The sequence below is a fragment of the Ensifer sp. Root127 genome, from assembly GCF_001425225.1.
Lineage (GTDB): Bacteria > Pseudomonadota > Alphaproteobacteria > Rhizobiales > Rhizobiaceae > Ensifer > Ensifer canadensis.
On record NZ_LMDX01000001.1, the window covers coordinates 592,114 to 606,673 of the forward strand.

Here is a 14,560-nt window from a genome sequence, read left to right on the forward strand (position 1 = left end):
CAGGCAATGAAGGTTCTTCTGATCGGATCGGGTGGACGCGAACATGCGCTGGCATGGAAGATCGCGCAGTCGCCGAAATTGACCAAGCTCTATGCCGCGCCCGGCAATCCTGGCATTGCCGAGGAAGCAACGCTCGTTGCGCTCGACACCGACAATCATGCCGCCGTTGCGGACTTCTGCCTGAAAGAGGCGATCGATTTCGTCGTGGTCGGGCCGGAAGGCCCGCTCGTGGCCGGCCTTGCAGACGTGCTGCGCGCTGCCGGTGTCGCCGTCTTCGGCCCTTCCGCTTCCGCGGCCCAGCTTGAAGGTTCCAAGGGCTTCACCAAAGACCTCTGCGCCAGATACGATATCCCGACCGGCGCCTACGGTCGCTTCACCGACGCTGAATCCGCCAAGGCCTATGTGTGCGAGCAGGGCGCGCCGATCGTCATCAAGGCCGATGGACTCGCCGCCGGCAAGGGTGTGACCGTTGCCATGGAACTCGACGAAGCGCTCGCTGCTGTCGATGACTGCTTCGATGGCGCCTTCGGCGCGGCCGGCGCGGAAGTGGTGGTCGAAGCCTATCTCGACGGCGAGGAGGCAAGCTTCTTCTGCCTCAGCGACGGCAAGACCGCGCTCGCGCTTGCCTCGGCACAAGACCACAAGCGCGTCGGCGATGGCGACACCGGCCCGAATACCGGCGGCATGGGCGCCTATTCGCCAGCGCCTGTGATGACATCAGAAATGACCGAGCGCACGATGAAGGAGATCATCGAGCCGACCATGCGCGGCATGGCGGAGAGCGGACATCCCTTTTCCGGCGTGTTCTTCGCCGGGCTGATGATCACCGCCAAGGGGCCGGAGCTGATCGAGTACAATGTGCGTTTCGGCGACCCGGAATGCCAGGTGCTGATGATGCGCATGAAGAGCGACCTCTTGCCACTGCTTTATGCCGCGGCGACGGGCACGCTTGCGGGCATGGAAGCCGAATGGCGCGACGAAACGGCACTGACGGTGGTCATGGCGTCGAAGGGATATCCGGGCAGCTACGACAAGAACTCGCCCATTGCTGCGCTGCCCGAGGCCTCGCCTGAGACCAAGGTGTTTCACGCCGGCACAGCGATGAAGGACGGCAGCCTGGTTGCAACGGGCGGGCGGGTGCTGAACATCACGGCGATCGGCGAAAGCGCAAGCGCTGCCAAGGACCGCGCCTATTCGGCAGTCGACGGCGTTTCCTGGGACAACGGCTTCTATCGCCACGATATCGGCTGGCGCGCGGTTGCCCGCGAGAAGGCCTGACCGCCGCCGGTAAATGCGCCGGATCATTCAATTTTTACCAATTCTCCTGACGGGAAAGTAAGAGAGAACGCATATTCTTGCCGACTGCATGGTTCCTTAAATCGTAGCCGATTTCAGGACAAAACATGCAGCAATTCAAAGTGCTACAGCGACCTTTGCGCGTCTGATAAGACGCGCGGCGCTGTAGAACAAACTCGGAGAGAAGACCGATGCGCCTGTTGCTGATCACCACCGCCGTTGCGCTCGCCGCCGGCAGCGCCTGGGCACAGTCGATCGAAGCTGTCGTTTCCGGGGAGGCCGTCAATTCCAGCGTGGCCTCTGTCTCCTGCGCACAATGCCCGCCGCTGCAGATCAAGAAGAAGGTCACCTATGTGGTGCCTGAGATCGAGAATGGCAGCGAGAAGGTCGAGCTCAAGCAAATCAACGGTGAGATGCGGCTTGTGCGCACCGAAGCCTGGCTCGGCGGCTCGCCGGTTGTTTTCGTCAGCAAGCCTTCTGAGGAGGCTGTCAAAGCAGCCGCGAACGGAGCCGAACAGGCGGATACGGCGACCGCTGCGGCCGATATCGATATCGCGAACCCGGGCAATCATGACTTGGCTGCGTCTGTGATCGACGAGACCGCCAAAACTGCCGCGGTTCAGACCCTTACACAGGCAGAGCCGGCAGTCGCGGCATCTGTGGCCGCCGAAAGCTCACGGCAATTTGATCCGACCGGCCTCGAACTTCGGCTAAACTGAGGGCCTAAACGGGAAAGTTCCCTGCCCCGGCCAGCCTCCCCTGCATTCAAGGGCTGACGGGCAATTCGCTGAAACAGCGAGAGATTGCGCCCCTGAGAGAAGCAGGGGCGCAATCTTTTTATCTGGGCTCGTGTTATCTGGGTTGGCGTGGGCCATCGATCCGCTCGACCAAGGCTTCAATCTCCCTGTCGGAATAAACCTCGATACCGTTCCTTGCGAGCAGCGCGGCCGTAACCCCCTGCCCCGCGTGGCGTGCGCCGGAAAACGTGCCGTCGTAGACGAAACCCGATCCGCAGGACGGGCTGCCGTCGATCAACAGCGCGAAACGACAGTCCGTTTCGCGCGCGAGCGCCAGCGCATTCTCGGCGGCGTCCAGAAACTCACCGGTGATATCGCGGCCGGTATTCTCGACGACGGTTGCCCCGCCGTCGAGCACGTTGGTGCCGGACATGCCGGACGCGATCTCGGCCGGCGGACGCGGCACCGGCATGCCGGCCGACATTTCGGGACAGATGGTGACGAGCCGGCCCTCTAGGCGCCAGCGGTCGATGGCCGGATGGACGAGCGGCTTCGACGCGCCATCGTAGCGCACGGCATGGCCCATGAGGCAGGCGCTGACGAGGATCTTCGCCGTCATGCACACCTCCCCCGTCATCCCGCGATCTTGGAGAAATCGGCAACCGTGCCGGTCGCCGAGCGGATGAGACCGAGCAGTGCCAGGCGGTTTGCCCGAATCGACACGTCATCGTCATTGACGAGAACGTCGTTGAAGAACTGGTCGACCGGTTCGCGCAGCTTCGACAGGGCCTGCATGGCGGAGCGGAAGTCCTCCTTGACGATCGCCTCGCGTGCCTCGCCCGAGCCCAGCTGAACCGCAGCGTGCAGCGCCTTTTCGGCGTCGAGACGGAAGAGATCAGCGTCGACGGCGTCGGCCACGGCCGTACCTTTTTTCTCTTCGGCTGCGAGGATCTGCGTCGCGCGCTTGGTGCCGGCGAGCAGGTTCTTGCCCTCTTCGTCGGTGATGAAGGCGGTCAGCGCCTCGACGCGACGGGCGATCAGCAGCAGATCGTCCGCATCCGACGTCAGCACCGCATCGATCAGGTCGTGACGGGCGCCGAGATCGCGCAGATAGACCTTGAGGCGATCGTGGAAGAAGGAGAGCAGGTCCGCCGACACATCGCTCGTCAGCGCCGGCTTCTGCGCCCGCAGGGCGGTCAGCGCGATCTCGAGGAACGGCGTGAGCGGCAGGCGCGCCTTGCCTTCAAGGATGAGGCGGATAACGCCGAGCGCGGCGCGGCGCAGGGCGTATGGATCCTTGGAGCCGGTCGGCTTTTCGTCGATCGCCCAGAAACCGACGAGCGTGTCGAGCTTGTCGGCCAGCGCCACGGTCACGGCGACGGCATCGGTCGGCGCGCGGTCCGAGGGGCCATTCGGCTTCCAATGATCTTCGATTGCCGTTGCGACGGAAGCGTCTTCGCCCTGGAGCAGCGCATATTTGCGACCCATGATGCCCTGAAGTTCGGGGAACTCGCCGACGGCTTCGGTGCGCAGGTCAGCCTTTGCCAGCACCACGGCACGATCGACCAACTTGGCGTCGGCGCCGGTTACCTTGGCAAGCTCGGCGGCAAGCGCACGGATGCGGGCAACACGTTCGCCCTGTGTGCCGAGCTTGGCATGGAAGGTGACGTTCAGCGCATCGAGTTTCGCCATGCGCTGGTCGAGCGGCTTGTGGAGATCGAGGTCGAATTTTTCAGCCGACGGCTTCAATGTTTCCAGGTCCGGCAGGTTGCCCTGGTCGCGGTGCCAGAAGTGGGCGGCGTCCGACAGGCGGGCGCGCACGACCTTGCCGTTGCCGTGAACGATCTCCTTGCCGCCGTCCTTCGCCTCGATGTTGGAAACGAGGATGAACTTGTTGGAGAGCGTTTCCGCACCCGGCGCGCGGGTCACGAAACACTTCTGGTTGGTCTTGATCGTCAGGCGGATGATTTCCGAGGGGATTTCGAGATAGCTCTCTTCAAAGCTTCCCATCAGCACCTGCGGCCATTCGACGAGGCCGGAAACCTCCTCGAGCAGGCCTTCGTCCTCGACGAGTTCGAGGCCGTTGGCAAAGGCGATATTATGTGCGTCAGCCGAGATCATCTGCTTGCGGCGTTCGCCGTCGAGCACGACCTTCGCCCGCTCCAGCTTCTCGGCATAGTCGGCAAAGCGGCGCACGGTGATCGCTTCGGGCGCGTGAAAGCGGTGGCCGTAGGTGACGTTGGAGGCGACGATGCCGTCGACCTCGAAGGGGATCACATGGGTTTCGTCGGTTTCCGAGCCGAAGGTGCAGACGATCGACTGCAGCGGACGGACCCAGCGCAGAGCGCCCGGCTTGGCCGAGGCAGCCCCGGAGCGCATCGGCTTCGGCCAGGGAAAGTTGCGGATGATCTCGGGCATCGCCTCAGCGACGATCTCTTCGGCCGGACGGCCCGGCTTGACGATATGGGCGACGTAAAAATCACCCTTCTTCGGATCGCTATGGACATGGGCCTCGCTGATCGAAGAAAGGCCGGCACCGCGCAGAAAGCCCTCGATCGCCTTTTCGTTGGCGTCGGTACGCGGACCCTTGCGGTCTTCGCGCACATCGGCGGAACGGGCATTGAGGCCGCGGATATCGAGCGTCAGCCGGCGTGGCGTCCAGTATTCACGCGCACCCTCATAGGTCAAACCCGCTTCCACCAGCGCATCGGTCAGCAGCTTCTTGAGGTCGCCGGCCGCCTTGCGCTGCAAGCGGGCAGGAATTTCCTCGGAGCGGAGTTCGATAAGAAGATCGGGCATGGGAGATGACTTTTTCTGTTCCGGACGGTTGGCGCCGACTTAGCAAGCTCTGGCGAAAATGTCACCAAGCCCGACGATGAATTTGATTTAGAGGCAGGAGGGTCGCGGTACGATCACCAGCCGCCGCCGCCGCCACCGCCGCCACCGCCGCCGGAAAAACCGCCGCCCGTGGAAAAGCCCGACGACGAGGATTTCGGCGGGGGCGGCAAGGAGGAGGTCATGGTGTCGGCCATCGAGCCGGCAAAGCCGCCGATCCGATCCCCGAACGAACTCGATCCGAAGCCATCGCCATGGTACCAGGCAGGCTGGTAGGCGGCAGTGGCAGCTGGCCCGGCAGCGGCAGCCAGCAGCCAGTGATCGAAGGTTTGCGTCCACGGCTTTTCCACCCCAAGCGCAACGGCATAGGGCAACAGGGTCTCGAAATGCCGGGGCGACATTTCGGGCGCACCTTGCATATTCATCCGATCCTTCTCGGCAAGCGTCATGTATTGCCTGAGGCCGTCGATGCCATCCATCATCCGGGTACCGAGCGGCGTCGGCGCGCCCATCAGGAAGAAGAACAGCACGTTGACAAGTACGATGCCGCCGATCGCAAACAGCAGCGGCAGCTCGTCGGTCTCGGAGGCGGAGTAGAAGACGACCGCAAGGATGCTTGAAAAGATGGTGAAGGCGACGAAGCCGATGAAGGCGATCACCACGATCGACATGATCCGGCTCATCAGGCTCTTTTCGCGCCGCAGGGATTTGCCGAAGGAAACGGCGAAGATGGAAACGAAAAAGGCGATGAAGACGGGGACGATCACCAGCGGGATGCTGTCCTCGCTCAAATCGCCGAACAGGAACACCGCGGCGATCGCAAGAACCGAAAGCAGCACCCCGGCAATGATGTAACCGGTGTTGGCCAGATAGTATTTGCCGCGGTGCTCGCGCTCCATGGCATTGCGGAAGTCGGCACCCGTCGCCTGCACCTTCGTGCCATTGGCCCTGTCGATCTTCAACTTGCCGCCGGCGGCATTGACGGCCTTCATCAGGCTCGCCTCGCCGGTCGGCAGCTTTTCGCTGCTGCCCTTGCCGGTCGCGGCAATGATGATGGCGCTCTTCAGATCTTCAAGGACGACATGGCCCTTCACCGCGAGGCTGAGCGCCGATGCCGACAGAGCCGTCCACCCCTCGCCGGAAAAGCCCCTGTTGTCGATATAGTTGACAAGCGCCGGCGAAATGCCCTCAGGCGCGTCCCAGCGCGGCACCATCACGCCGCGCGCCGGGTCCCGGCCCACCTTCAGCCAGGCGCGGCCATAGTAGAGCGCCACCACCACGAGACCTGCTCCAGCAATGACAAGCGCCATATGATCGCGCAGCCACCAGGTGTTTTCCTGGCTCGTGGTCGGCTGGTCGATGCTGCCCTTCGGCATCTTGACCGCGATCGTCAGACCCTCCTTCGGCTCGAGCCGCCGGGTGGTTGCAAAGAAGATTTCGCTGCCTTCCTCCGACGCCAGCGCGTCCTTGCCGGTTGCGCCATAACCGCCGGTGAAAACGTCGAGTGCCTCGGGCCGCACCCCTTCCGGCAGATTGACGGTTGCGCTCGCCTCGTCGATCGGGAACGCCCATTCGGTGCCGGTCACGTTCCAGTAGAGTTCGTCATGATCGTCGAAGAAGCGGATCTGCCGGCTGGTCTCATAGGTGAACTGGAACGTATGCTCGCCGTGTGGCAGAAAGACCTCGGCAGAGCCGGTGTAGATGCGGATGCCGCCCGAGATCGATTCGGTGCGGTAGGGCTCCTCCTCGCCGTCGCGTTCGACCGAAAGCAGCTTGAAATCCACCTTGCTGCGGCGGCCCTTGGCATCGGTGAAGGTCAGCGGCAGGTCACGAAAGATGCCCCGCCGGATCTGGTTTCCCTCGACATTGGCGGTGATCGTCTCGGTGACCGTCAGCGTTCCGTTCTCGGCGACATCGATCACCGAATGATAGGACGAAAACACCTCGTCCGCCCGGCCGACACCCGCTGTCGCCAGCAGGAAGAAGAAGATGCCAAGCAGGGCGACGAAACGGGTCATGCGGTCTCAGACCTTTCGATCGATCTTGAGGAGCGGTTTCATGGTTTTTCGCGTCTCATGGCGGAAAACCGCTTCGCACTCTTCCTGGAAAAGCTTTGAGGCGCGAGATCAAGGACGATCACCGGTGAAGGTAACGCCAAGCGATGCAAGCGCATCCCAATAGGCAGGATAGGTCTTGGCGACGCAGCCGGGGTCCTCGATGGCAATGCCGTGGATCTTGAGCCCGGCAAGGGCGAAGCTCATGGCGATGCGATGGTCGGCAAAGGTGTCGATCGACGCCGGCAATGTCTGGCCGGCGAGCGCCGGATCGGAGGAGACGATGAGATCGTCGCCCTCTTCGTGGGCAAGCCCCGGACGGATCGCGGTCAGGCCGAGCGACAAGGCACGGACACGGTCGCATTCCTTCACGCGCAGATTGGTGAGCCCGACGAAGCGCACGGGCGTCTCGTTGAAGGCGGCAAGAACGGCGATCGTCGGTATCGCGTCCTGCATCTGCGATCCGTCGATGACGGCGGGAAGATGCGGGAAGCTGGAAATGACGGCGTGGGCGCGTGCGTCAGGCTGCGAGAACACCGAGGCAGGAACGCCGAGATCGATGGCCCCTCCGGTCAATACTTCCGCGGCCCAGAGATAGGTCGCGGCCGACGCGTCAGGCTCGATCACGAAGTCGGCGGCGCGATAGCCCGTCGGCGCGACCTGCCAGATGGATGGGCTCAACTGCTCGACCTCGGCGCCGAACGCACGCATCGCCGCAACCGTCAGATCGATGTAGCCGCGCGCGCCGATTTCGTCGCCGGCAAGCTCGATGCGGACAGGGCCCTTGGCGCCAGGGGCAGCCATCAGCAGAGCCGATACGTATTGGCTGGAAAGGCCAGCGTCGATTTCGATCCGTCCGGCGGGAAAGCCGCCCTTGCCATTGACGGTGACCGGCGGGCATCCGGTTTCGGACGTCACCTCGACGCCGAGCGTGCGAAGCGCGTCGACGAGCGGCTTGATCGGCCGCTTGCGCATGTGCTGGTCACCATCGACGACAACCGGGCCGTCGACCAGAGCGGCGGCGGCTGTCAGGAAGCGCGTCGCAGTTCCCGCATTGCCGAGGAACAGGGGCGCGGACGGCGACGCAAGCCGGCCGGTTCCGGTAACGACGAATGTCGTGTCGTCCGGTTCGCTGACCTCAACGCCCATCGCCCGCAAGGCATCGGCCATATAGCGCGTGTCGTCGCTCTTCAGCGCACCCGTCAGCCGGCTCGTGCCCTTGGCCAGACCCGCGAGAAGCAGCGCCCGATTGGTGATCGACTTCGAACCCGGCGGGCGAACGTGGCCGCGCAGGGGGTGGTCGGTCGGCAGGATGGTCAGCTTCTTCACGGTATCACTCATGCTCGGGTCTCTTTATGCAAGTAGCGCCGAGGCTGTCGGCCTCGGCAGGCGTGTCTCTTATCAGCAGGTGGCGTAATCGGGTAACGTCCCCGATCAGAATTTGACTTGCGGCACCGCGCGATCCGCCTCGTTGGCGATCTCGAAATAGCCGGCCTTCACGAAGCGGAAGGCGTTGGCGATGAGGTTCGACGGGAAGCTCTCGACCTTGACGTTCAAGTCGCGTGCCGCTCCGTTGTAGTAGCGGCGCGACATCTGGATCTCGCCCTCGATCGTCTCCAGCGAGCGCTGCAGTTCCGCGAAGTTCTCGTTGGCCTTGAGATCCGGATAGGCTTCGGCGAGGGCAAAGAGCTTGCCGAGCGCTTGCGACAGGGCGCCTTCAGCGGCTGCCCGCCCCTCGACATCACCTGCTGGAACGGCCTGAGCGCGATTGCGCATCGCGATCACCTCTTCGAGCGTCGACTTCTCGTGCGCTGCGTATCCTTTAACCGTCTCGATCAGGTTGGGGATGAGGTCGGCGCGTCGCTTGAGCTGCACGTCGATACCCGACCAGGCTTCCTCGGCGATCTGCCGTGCCTTGACGAGGCCGTTGTAGACGAAAACGAGATACAGGATCACGGCGACGCCGATGGCCAGACCAATCATGGGATACCTCCAAAAAACTCGGCAGAGATTAGCACCGGCTTTCCAGCTTCAAAGACCTTTCTGCAGCATTCGGGCGGAGAAACGCACTCCTCCCCAAATGCAAGCCGAAGGCGCTGAACACACTGTTCACCGCTACGGCCTATCCCCAGACCAAAACACCTCGATTCCTGTTCCATCGGGAACCGCAGGGATCCGGACGATGGGCGATAGTCGCGCCATCGAACAACCCCGGATACGAAGTGAAGACCATGAAAACGCTCGCAACCCTCATCAACGTGATCGCCTTTTCGGCGCTCTTCGTTGCCTATGCGAGCGTCGGTTCGGCCGAAAGACCGACTGGTGTCCGCCGGGCGCTGCAGACCTACTCCGGTCAGGTTTACACCGGCACCTACCCCACGCTGAAGCCCGTCTGGAAGATCAGCGTCGACGCCAGCGACACGATCTGAGATCTACAGCGTCGCGCGTCTTATTAGACGCGCGACGCTGCAGCACTTTGAATGGCTGCATGTTTTTATCCTTAAATCGAATAGGATTTAAGGAAACATGCAGTAGCCTCGAGCTATCCGCGTCGCAATCGCGTCGGCAGCTTCATCTGCGCCGAGATTGGTGACGTCGAGCTCGATGAGCTGGTCGCATTTTCCTTTCAACAGAGCGTGCCGGCCTCTGAGATCGATCAGCACCTGCGGATCGGTCAGTTTGTGGACCTTGGAGCGGCCGGCGCGCGTCAGCCGCTTCAGGTTTTCCTCTATCGAACAGTCGAGAACGACCGCGACGAAACGGGCGCTGCGCTCGCTAGCCAGCGCCACATAGTCTTCGAACGCCCGGCTGTCGAATGCGTCATCCGACAGCGCATCGGTGAAGAGGAAGGATTGACCGGCATCGGCCTGGCGCACATGGTCGAGCACCGCCGTTCTGATCGTCGCCCGCAGCGACCAATAGAGCGGCGTGCCCCTGGTAAACAGTGCCTCGGCCGGATTGATCAGCGTATGGTTGTCGGCAAGCCTCGCGCCGAGATGATCGGCGAGATGGCGTGCGATGGTCAGCTTTCCGGTGCCCGGCCAGCCATTGATATGAACGATGAGGCTGGCTGGCTCGGCGATCAAGCGGCGTCCCGGTTGAGGTTCGCGCCGCCGGCATCGGTCAGTAGGAACGCCTCGCCACAGGCCTTTGCCAATGTGCGGACGCGCAGAATGTAGCTTTGCCGCTCGGTGACCGAAATCACCCCGCGCGCATCGAGCAGGTTGAAGACGTGGCTCGCCTTGATGCACTGGTCGTAGGCGGGGAAGACACACTTGTGCAGGTGGTTGTTTGTGCCGTTGCCCGGCGCGCCGGCCGCCAGCAGAGCCTGGCACTCTACCTCGGCATCGATGAAGTGCTGATGCAGCATGGCGGTGTTGGCGTATTCGAAGTTGTACCGCGAATATTCCTGCTCCGCCTGCAGGAACACGTCGCCATAGCTGATCTTCTCGTCGCCTTCGCGGCCGTTGAAGTTCAGATCATAGACGTTGTCGACGCCCTGGACATACATCGCCAGACGCTCGAGACCGTAGGTCAGTTCACCAGCAACCGGAGAGCATTCGATGCCGCAGACCTGCTGGAAATAGGTGAACTGCGACACTTCCATGCCGTCGCACCAGCATTCCCAGCCAAGGCCCCAGGCGCCCAGCGTCGGGCTTTCCCAGTCGTCCTCGACGAAGCGGATATCGTGCAGCAACGGGTCGAGGCCGATCGCCTCCAGCGAGCCAAGATAAAGCTCCTGCAGGTTGGACGGGTTCGGCTTCAGGATCACCTGATATTGATAATAGTGCTGAAGACGGTTCGGGTTCTCGCCATAGCGGCCGTCGGTCGGGCGACGGGACGGCTGGACATAGGCTGCGCGCCACGGACGGGGACCGAGCGCACGCAGCGTCGTTGCCGGATGAAACGTACCGGCACCGACTTCCATGTCGTAGGGCTGCAGCACCGCGCAACCCTTGTCGGCCCAATAGTTGTGCAGCGTCAGGATCAGAGCCTGGAACGAGCGCTTGGGGTTCATGTGGTCGGGCAGCGAGGCGGTGGTCATGGGGAACGTCCGAATTCTTCACGAAATGAGAGCCGGACAGGTGCCACGCCGGGCGACAGGGGTCAAGCGCTGAGGCGGCTCTCCGTGCACGCAAAGGTGCACGAAAAATCTCAGTCGTCTTCGCGCTTGAGCCGGTATTCGCCGGTCTCGGGATCCTTGACGAGGGTTCCGCTCGCGCCGGTCTGCTGCTCGCGGCGCGTCTGGTCGCGCTGACGCGTCAGCTTCTGGGCATCCGCAATGAACTTGCGGTAGCCGATCCATAGAACGAAGCCTGCGATCAGGAGCAGGATAAGCTGCGGCATCTTTCCTCCCTACTGCATATTTTTATCCTTAAATCGAAGTCGATTTAAGGATAAAAATATGCAGCCATTCAAAGTGCTACAGCGACATTTGCGCGTCTAATAAGACGCGCGGCGCTGTAGGCTCGTCGCACCGGTCGCGGCTCAAAGCCCGAAACGCGCCCACAATGCCCTTTCCTCTACTGCTTCGGCAAGACCCGCCATCGCAGAAGCCGCGATCGGTGCAGCGATATCGCCGGCAATCGATGCGCCGGTCTGGCGCCGCCCGAAAAGGCTGCGCGCCGGCTGGATCAGTTCGAGCCGCGCCTTCTCGCCATAGCGCTTCTTCACCTCGCCGCGCAGATCGCCGAGGCCGTCGATCAGACCCAGTTCCAATCCGCGCCGCCCAGTCCAGAAAAGCCCGGAAAAAACGTCGGGATGGTCGGCCAGCAGCTGTCCGCGGCGGGCCTTCACCATCTGGATGAAGGTGTCGTGGATATCGAGCTGCAGGCTCTTCAGGAACTCGATGTCGCGTTCTTTCTCTGGCTGGAACGGGTCGAGCATGACCTTGTTCTCGCCGGCGGTATAGACGCGCCGCTCGACACCGATCTTCTTCAACAGTTCCGGAAAGCCGAAGCCGCCGGAGACGACACCGATGGAACCGACGATCGACGTCGGATCGGCGATGATCTCGTCGCCGGCAAGCGCGATCATGTAACCGCCGGAAGCGGCCACGTCCTCGACGAAGACGAGCACGCGCTTCTTCTTTTCCTGGGCGAGATCGCGGATGCGCTGGTAGATCAGTCGCGACTGCACCGGCGAACCGCCGGGAGAGTTGATCGAAATCGCAACGGCCGGAGCCTCCTTCACCGCGAAGGCCTTCTCCAGCAGCGGCGCGACTGAGGCCAGATTGAGTGCCGGACGAAACTGGCCACCACCGGCCATGATTGCGCCGTGAAGCCGCACGACGGGGATGGCAATGCCATCCCGCCGAAAACGCCTCGGCATCAGCCTTTTGAAGAACCCGGCCATTTCAACTCCTGCAATACGAACACTTGTTCCTGCATGTATGCACTGGTCGTCCAAACGCAATGCCGGATACGGTAAATCAACGGCGCCGATAGGCAGCGCGTCCGTTGTTGAGATCGTCGACATCGCCGGCAAAGCGATGGGCGCCCTCCTCGTGCACCATCAGCGGCGCTCGCAGCACCAGCCGCTTGCGGCTCTGCTTGATCGCGGTCACGAGGATGCGCACGGCATTCTCGCCGGTGCGCGGATGCAGCGGCGTAATCTCGATACCGCCGAAGCGGCGGCCACAGGCGGCAATGATATCCGCGATCGATTCCGGCCGGGCGATCAGCGACAATTGTCCGCCCGGCTTCATGATCGCACCCGCCGTCTTGATCCAGATCTCGAACAGGCCGTCGCTCATCGCATGCGCCTCTGCCTTGAGGCTGTCCGGCGTGCGGCGGTCGGAAGCATCGTTGAAAGGGGGGTTCATGATCACGTGATCGAAGGCATCGTCGGGCAAGCCGGCGGCACGGCGCGCCCTGCCGGTAAGCGCAACGTCCGCCTCGATCACCGACACCCGCTCGGCGAAACGCCCGTTTTCGGGAAGCGCGAGGCTTCGGCGTGCAAACGCCGCCATGGTCGGCGAACGCTCCACCAGCACGACCTCGGCCAGATCGAGCCGCGAGGCGACCGCCATGCCGGCCGCACCCGCTCCGGCGCCAAGGTCGGCCACACGGCAGGCGCGGTCAGAAGCAACCAGCGAAGCGAGCAACATCGCATCCATGCCGGAGCGATGTCCCTGCCCCAGCGGCTGCACGACATGGAACCTGCCGCGGTGGAATGCATCGACCGTCTCAGACTCGACAAGCGTCATAGGTCCTTCGCTCATGGCCGATCGTCACACATAGGCGCCGACGAACCGCTGATCATGCCCGCAACTCCGCTTCCAACCCCGCTTCGACGAGGATGCGGCGCGCGGCATCGGCATCGTCGTCCGGCACGAGGAAACGGCGCGGCAGCAGGCCCAGCGATCCCTCCAGAATGCTCATGCCCTGATCGGCGATCAGGCTGTTGATACCGGCGTCCTTCATCAAGCTCTCGGCAAAAGAGAGCAGAACGACGTCGTTGGTGCGGATCAATTCCTTCATCCAGCGGTTTTTCCTGTCCTATTTCAGCAAGCGGGACAATTCGCCTCTTGCCGCACGTGCCCCCCCTTCCTATTGTCGAAAGCGACAATGAAAACAGGAGTCCCGGTGTTGGGCGTAGTGATACCGCTGGAAGACAGCAAAAACAAACTGGCGTCCGTGAAACCGCTCGTTGACTTGACGTCTCCCGACATGGAACGCGTCAACCAGCTCATCCTGTCGAGGGCCGGGTCCGACGTCCAGATGATTCCTGAGGTCGCCAACCACCTGATTTCCTCCGGTGGAAAGCGCCTGCGACCGATGCTGACGCTCGCCTCCGCCGCGATGTTCGGTTACGAGGGCGACGCTCACGTCAAGCTCGCCACCAGCGTCGAGTTCATGCATACGGCAACGCTGCTGCATGACGATGTCGTGGACGAAAGCGACCTGCGCCGCGGCAAATCCACCGCTCGGACGATCTGGGGCAACCAGGCAAGCGTGCTCGTCGGCGACTTCCTGCTCGGCCAGGCCTTCCGCATGATGGTCGATGTCGGCTCGCTCGATGCGCTCGACGTGCTGTCGACCGCTGCGTCGGTGATCGCCGAGGGCGAGGTGCTGCAGCTTTCCGTCGCCAAGAACATGGAGACGACCGAGGACGACTATCTCCAGGTCATCCGCGCCAAGACCGCAGCGCTGTTCGCCGCGGCCGCAGAAGTCGGGCCGATCGTCGCCCAGACCAGCAAATCCGACCGCAATGCGCTCAAATCCTACGGCATGAATCTCGGCCTCGCCTTCCAGCTCGTCGACGACGTGCTCGACTATGGCGGTTCTGCCAGCGATCTCGGCAAGAATGTCGGCGACGATTTCCGCGAAGGCAAGATCACCCTTCCGGTGATCCTGTCCTATCGTCGCGGCACACCGGAGGACCGCGCCTTCTGGCGTCAGGCGATCGAAGGCGGCGACAGCAGCGATGCCAACCTTGAAAAGGCGCTCGGCCTGATCAAGCGATATGGGGGCTTAAGCGATACCATCGCCCGTGCCCAGCACTATGGCACGATCGCGCGCGATGCCTTGGCACCGCTCCCGGTTTCGCCGTGGAAATCGGCGCTGGTCGAGGTCATCGACTTCTGCATCGACCGGGTCAGCTGACGCGCGCGCCCGGCCGAACCTGGACATCCAA

Annotated in this window: 15 protein-coding genes; 4 read left to right on the forward strand and 11 right to left on the reverse strand. The window is 62.7% G+C overall.

Annotation, left to right across the window (positions count from 1 at the left end; translation table 11 throughout):
• Positions 1–6 precede the first annotated feature (6 nt).
• Both purD and ASD03_RS02830 read left to right on the forward strand, forming a co-directional pair.
• Complete coding sequence (gene purD / locus ASD03_RS02825; RefSeq protein ID WP_025426123.1) at positions 7–1,278, forward strand: phosphoribosylamine--glycine ligase; 1,272 nt, start codon at positions 7–9, stop codon at positions 1,276–1,278.
• 209 nt (positions 1,279–1,487) lie between these two features.
• Positions 1,488–2,015 (forward strand): plant virulence effector HPE1-like domain-containing protein, encoded by a 528-nt coding sequence (locus ASD03_RS02830; RefSeq protein ID WP_025426122.1) that lies wholly within the window; start codon positions 1,488–1,490, stop codon positions 2,013–2,015.
• Between the two features lie 133 nt (positions 2,016–2,148).
• Here the strand turns inward: ASD03_RS02830 and ASD03_RS02835 are convergent, their stop codons facing one another.
• The 5 genes from ASD03_RS02835 to ASD03_RS02855 all read right to left on the reverse strand — a co-directional run bounded on the left by ASD03_RS02835 (position 2,149) and on the right by ASD03_RS02855 (position 8,905).
• Positions 2,149–2,652: a DUF523 domain-containing protein gene (locus ASD03_RS02835; RefSeq protein WP_025426121.1), complete on the reverse strand. Its 504-nt coding sequence runs from the start codon at positions 2,650–2,652 to the stop codon at positions 2,149–2,151.
• Between the two features lie 14 nt (positions 2,653–2,666).
• Positions 2,667–4,832, reverse strand: a complete 2,166-nt coding sequence (gene glyS, locus ASD03_RS02840) for a glycine--tRNA ligase subunit beta (protein WP_057212463.1) — start codon at positions 4,830–4,832, stop codon at positions 2,667–2,669.
• A 113-nt stretch (positions 4,833–4,945) separates the two neighbouring features.
• Complete coding sequence (locus ASD03_RS02845; protein WP_025426119.1) at positions 4,946–6,886, reverse strand: DUF2207 domain-containing protein; 1,941 nt, start codon at positions 6,884–6,886, stop codon at positions 4,946–4,948.
• 108 nt (positions 6,887–6,994) lie between these two features.
• Positions 6,995–8,263, reverse strand: a complete 1,269-nt coding sequence (gene aroA / locus ASD03_RS02850) for a 3-phosphoshikimate 1-carboxyvinyltransferase (protein ID WP_025426118.1) — start codon at positions 8,261–8,263, stop codon at positions 6,995–6,997.
• A gap of 93 nt (positions 8,264–8,356) precedes the next feature.
• Entirely contained in the window at positions 8,357–8,905 is a 549-nt protein-coding gene (locus ASD03_RS02855; protein ID WP_025426117.1) for a LemA family protein, read from the reverse strand.
• Between the two features lie 248 nt (positions 8,906–9,153).
• Between ASD03_RS02855 and ASD03_RS02860 the strand changes: the two genes are divergently transcribed.
• Positions 9,154–9,351 (forward strand): hypothetical protein, encoded by a 198-nt coding sequence (locus ASD03_RS02860; protein WP_025426116.1) that lies wholly within the window; start codon positions 9,154–9,156, stop codon positions 9,349–9,351.
• An 87-nt stretch (positions 9,352–9,438) separates the two neighbouring features.
• Here the strand turns inward: ASD03_RS02860 and ASD03_RS02865 are convergent, their stop codons facing one another.
• From ASD03_RS02865 to ASD03_RS02890, 6 genes are all read right to left on the reverse strand, one after another.
• Entirely contained in the window at positions 9,439–10,008 is a 570-nt protein-coding gene (locus ASD03_RS02865; RefSeq protein ID WP_025426115.1) for an AAA family ATPase, read from the reverse strand.
• Positions 10,005–10,967 (reverse strand): glycine--tRNA ligase subunit alpha, encoded by a 963-nt coding sequence (locus tag ASD03_RS02870; protein ID WP_025426114.1) that lies wholly within the window; start codon positions 10,965–10,967, stop codon positions 10,005–10,007. The genes ASD03_RS02865 and ASD03_RS02870 overlap by 4 nt, the downstream gene beginning before the upstream one ends.
• Before the next feature lie 110 nt (positions 10,968–11,077).
• Positions 11,078–11,269 carry a membrane protein gene (locus ASD03_RS02875; RefSeq protein WP_025426113.1) on the reverse strand — a complete coding sequence of 64 codons (192 nt, stop codon included), beginning with the start codon at positions 11,267–11,269 and terminating at the stop codon, positions 11,078–11,080.
• Between the two features lie 141 nt (positions 11,270–11,410).
• Positions 11,411–12,277, reverse strand: coding sequence for a S49 family peptidase (locus ASD03_RS02880; RefSeq protein ID WP_025426112.1), 867 nt, complete (start codon positions 12,275–12,277; stop codon positions 11,411–11,413).
• Positions 12,278–12,353: 76 nt separating this feature from the next.
• A complete protein-coding gene (locus ASD03_RS02885) occupies positions 12,354–13,130 on the reverse strand; it encodes a methyltransferase (protein ID WP_025426111.1) in 777 nt (258 codons plus the stop codon).
• Between the two features lie 52 nt (positions 13,131–13,182).
• Positions 13,183–13,404 (reverse strand): DUF2007 domain-containing protein, encoded by a 222-nt coding sequence (locus ASD03_RS02890; RefSeq protein WP_025426110.1) that lies wholly within the window; start codon positions 13,402–13,404, stop codon positions 13,183–13,185.
• Positions 13,405–13,512: 108 nt separating this feature from the next.
• On the opposite strand from ASD03_RS02890, the gene ASD03_RS02895 reads away from it, so the two are divergent.
• Positions 13,513–14,529, forward strand: a complete 1,017-nt coding sequence (locus ASD03_RS02895) for a polyprenyl synthetase family protein (RefSeq protein WP_025426109.1) — start codon at positions 13,513–13,515, stop codon at positions 14,527–14,529.
• Positions 14,530–14,560 lie beyond the last annotated feature (31 nt).

Bases quoted from the DNA above. Each gene is read 5' to 3' on its own strand.
- ASD03_RS02880 (WP_025426112.1), bottom strand. From the start codon at position 12,277: ATGGCCGGGTTCTTCAAAAGGCTGATGCCGAGGCGTTTTCGGCGGGAT.
- ASD03_RS02870 (WP_025426114.1), bottom strand. From the start codon at position 10,967: ATGACCACCGCCTCGCTGCCCGACCACATGAACCCCAAGCGCTCGTTC.
- ASD03_RS02845 (WP_025426119.1), bottom strand. From the start codon at position 6,886: ATGACCCGTTTCGTCGCCCTGCTTGGCATCTTCTTCTTCCTGCTGGCG.
- ASD03_RS02830 (WP_025426122.1), top strand. From the start codon at position 1,488: ATGCGCCTGTTGCTGATCACCACCGCCGTTGCGCTCGCCGCCGGCAGC.
- ASD03_RS02855 (WP_025426117.1), bottom strand. From the start codon at position 8,905: ATGATTGGTCTGGCCATCGGCGTCGCCGTGATCCTGTATCTCGTTTTC.
- ASD03_RS02835 (WP_025426121.1), bottom strand. From the start codon at position 2,652: ATGACGGCGAAGATCCTCGTCAGCGCCTGCCTCATGGGCCATGCCGTG.
- ASD03_RS02885 (WP_025426111.1), bottom strand. From the start codon at position 13,130: ATGACGCTTGTCGAGTCTGAGACGGTCGATGCATTCCACCGCGGCAGG.
- glyS (WP_057212463.1), bottom strand. From the start codon at position 4,832: ATGCCCGATCTTCTTATCGAACTCCGCTCCGAGGAAATTCCTGCCCGC.
- aroA (WP_025426118.1), bottom strand. From the start codon at position 8,263: ATGAGTGATACCGTGAAGAAGCTGACCATCCTGCCGACCGACCACCCC.
- purD (WP_025426123.1), top strand. From the start codon at position 7: ATGAAGGTTCTTCTGATCGGATCGGGTGGACGCGAACATGCGCTGGCA.
- ASD03_RS02875 (WP_025426113.1), bottom strand. From the start codon at position 11,269: ATGCCGCAGCTTATCCTGCTCCTGATCGCAGGCTTCGTTCTATGGATC.
- ASD03_RS02860 (WP_025426116.1), top strand. From the start codon at position 9,154: ATGAAAACGCTCGCAACCCTCATCAACGTGATCGCCTTTTCGGCGCTC.
- ASD03_RS02890 (WP_025426110.1), bottom strand. From the start codon at position 13,404: ATGAAGGAATTGATCCGCACCAACGACGTCGTTCTGCTCTCTTTTGCC.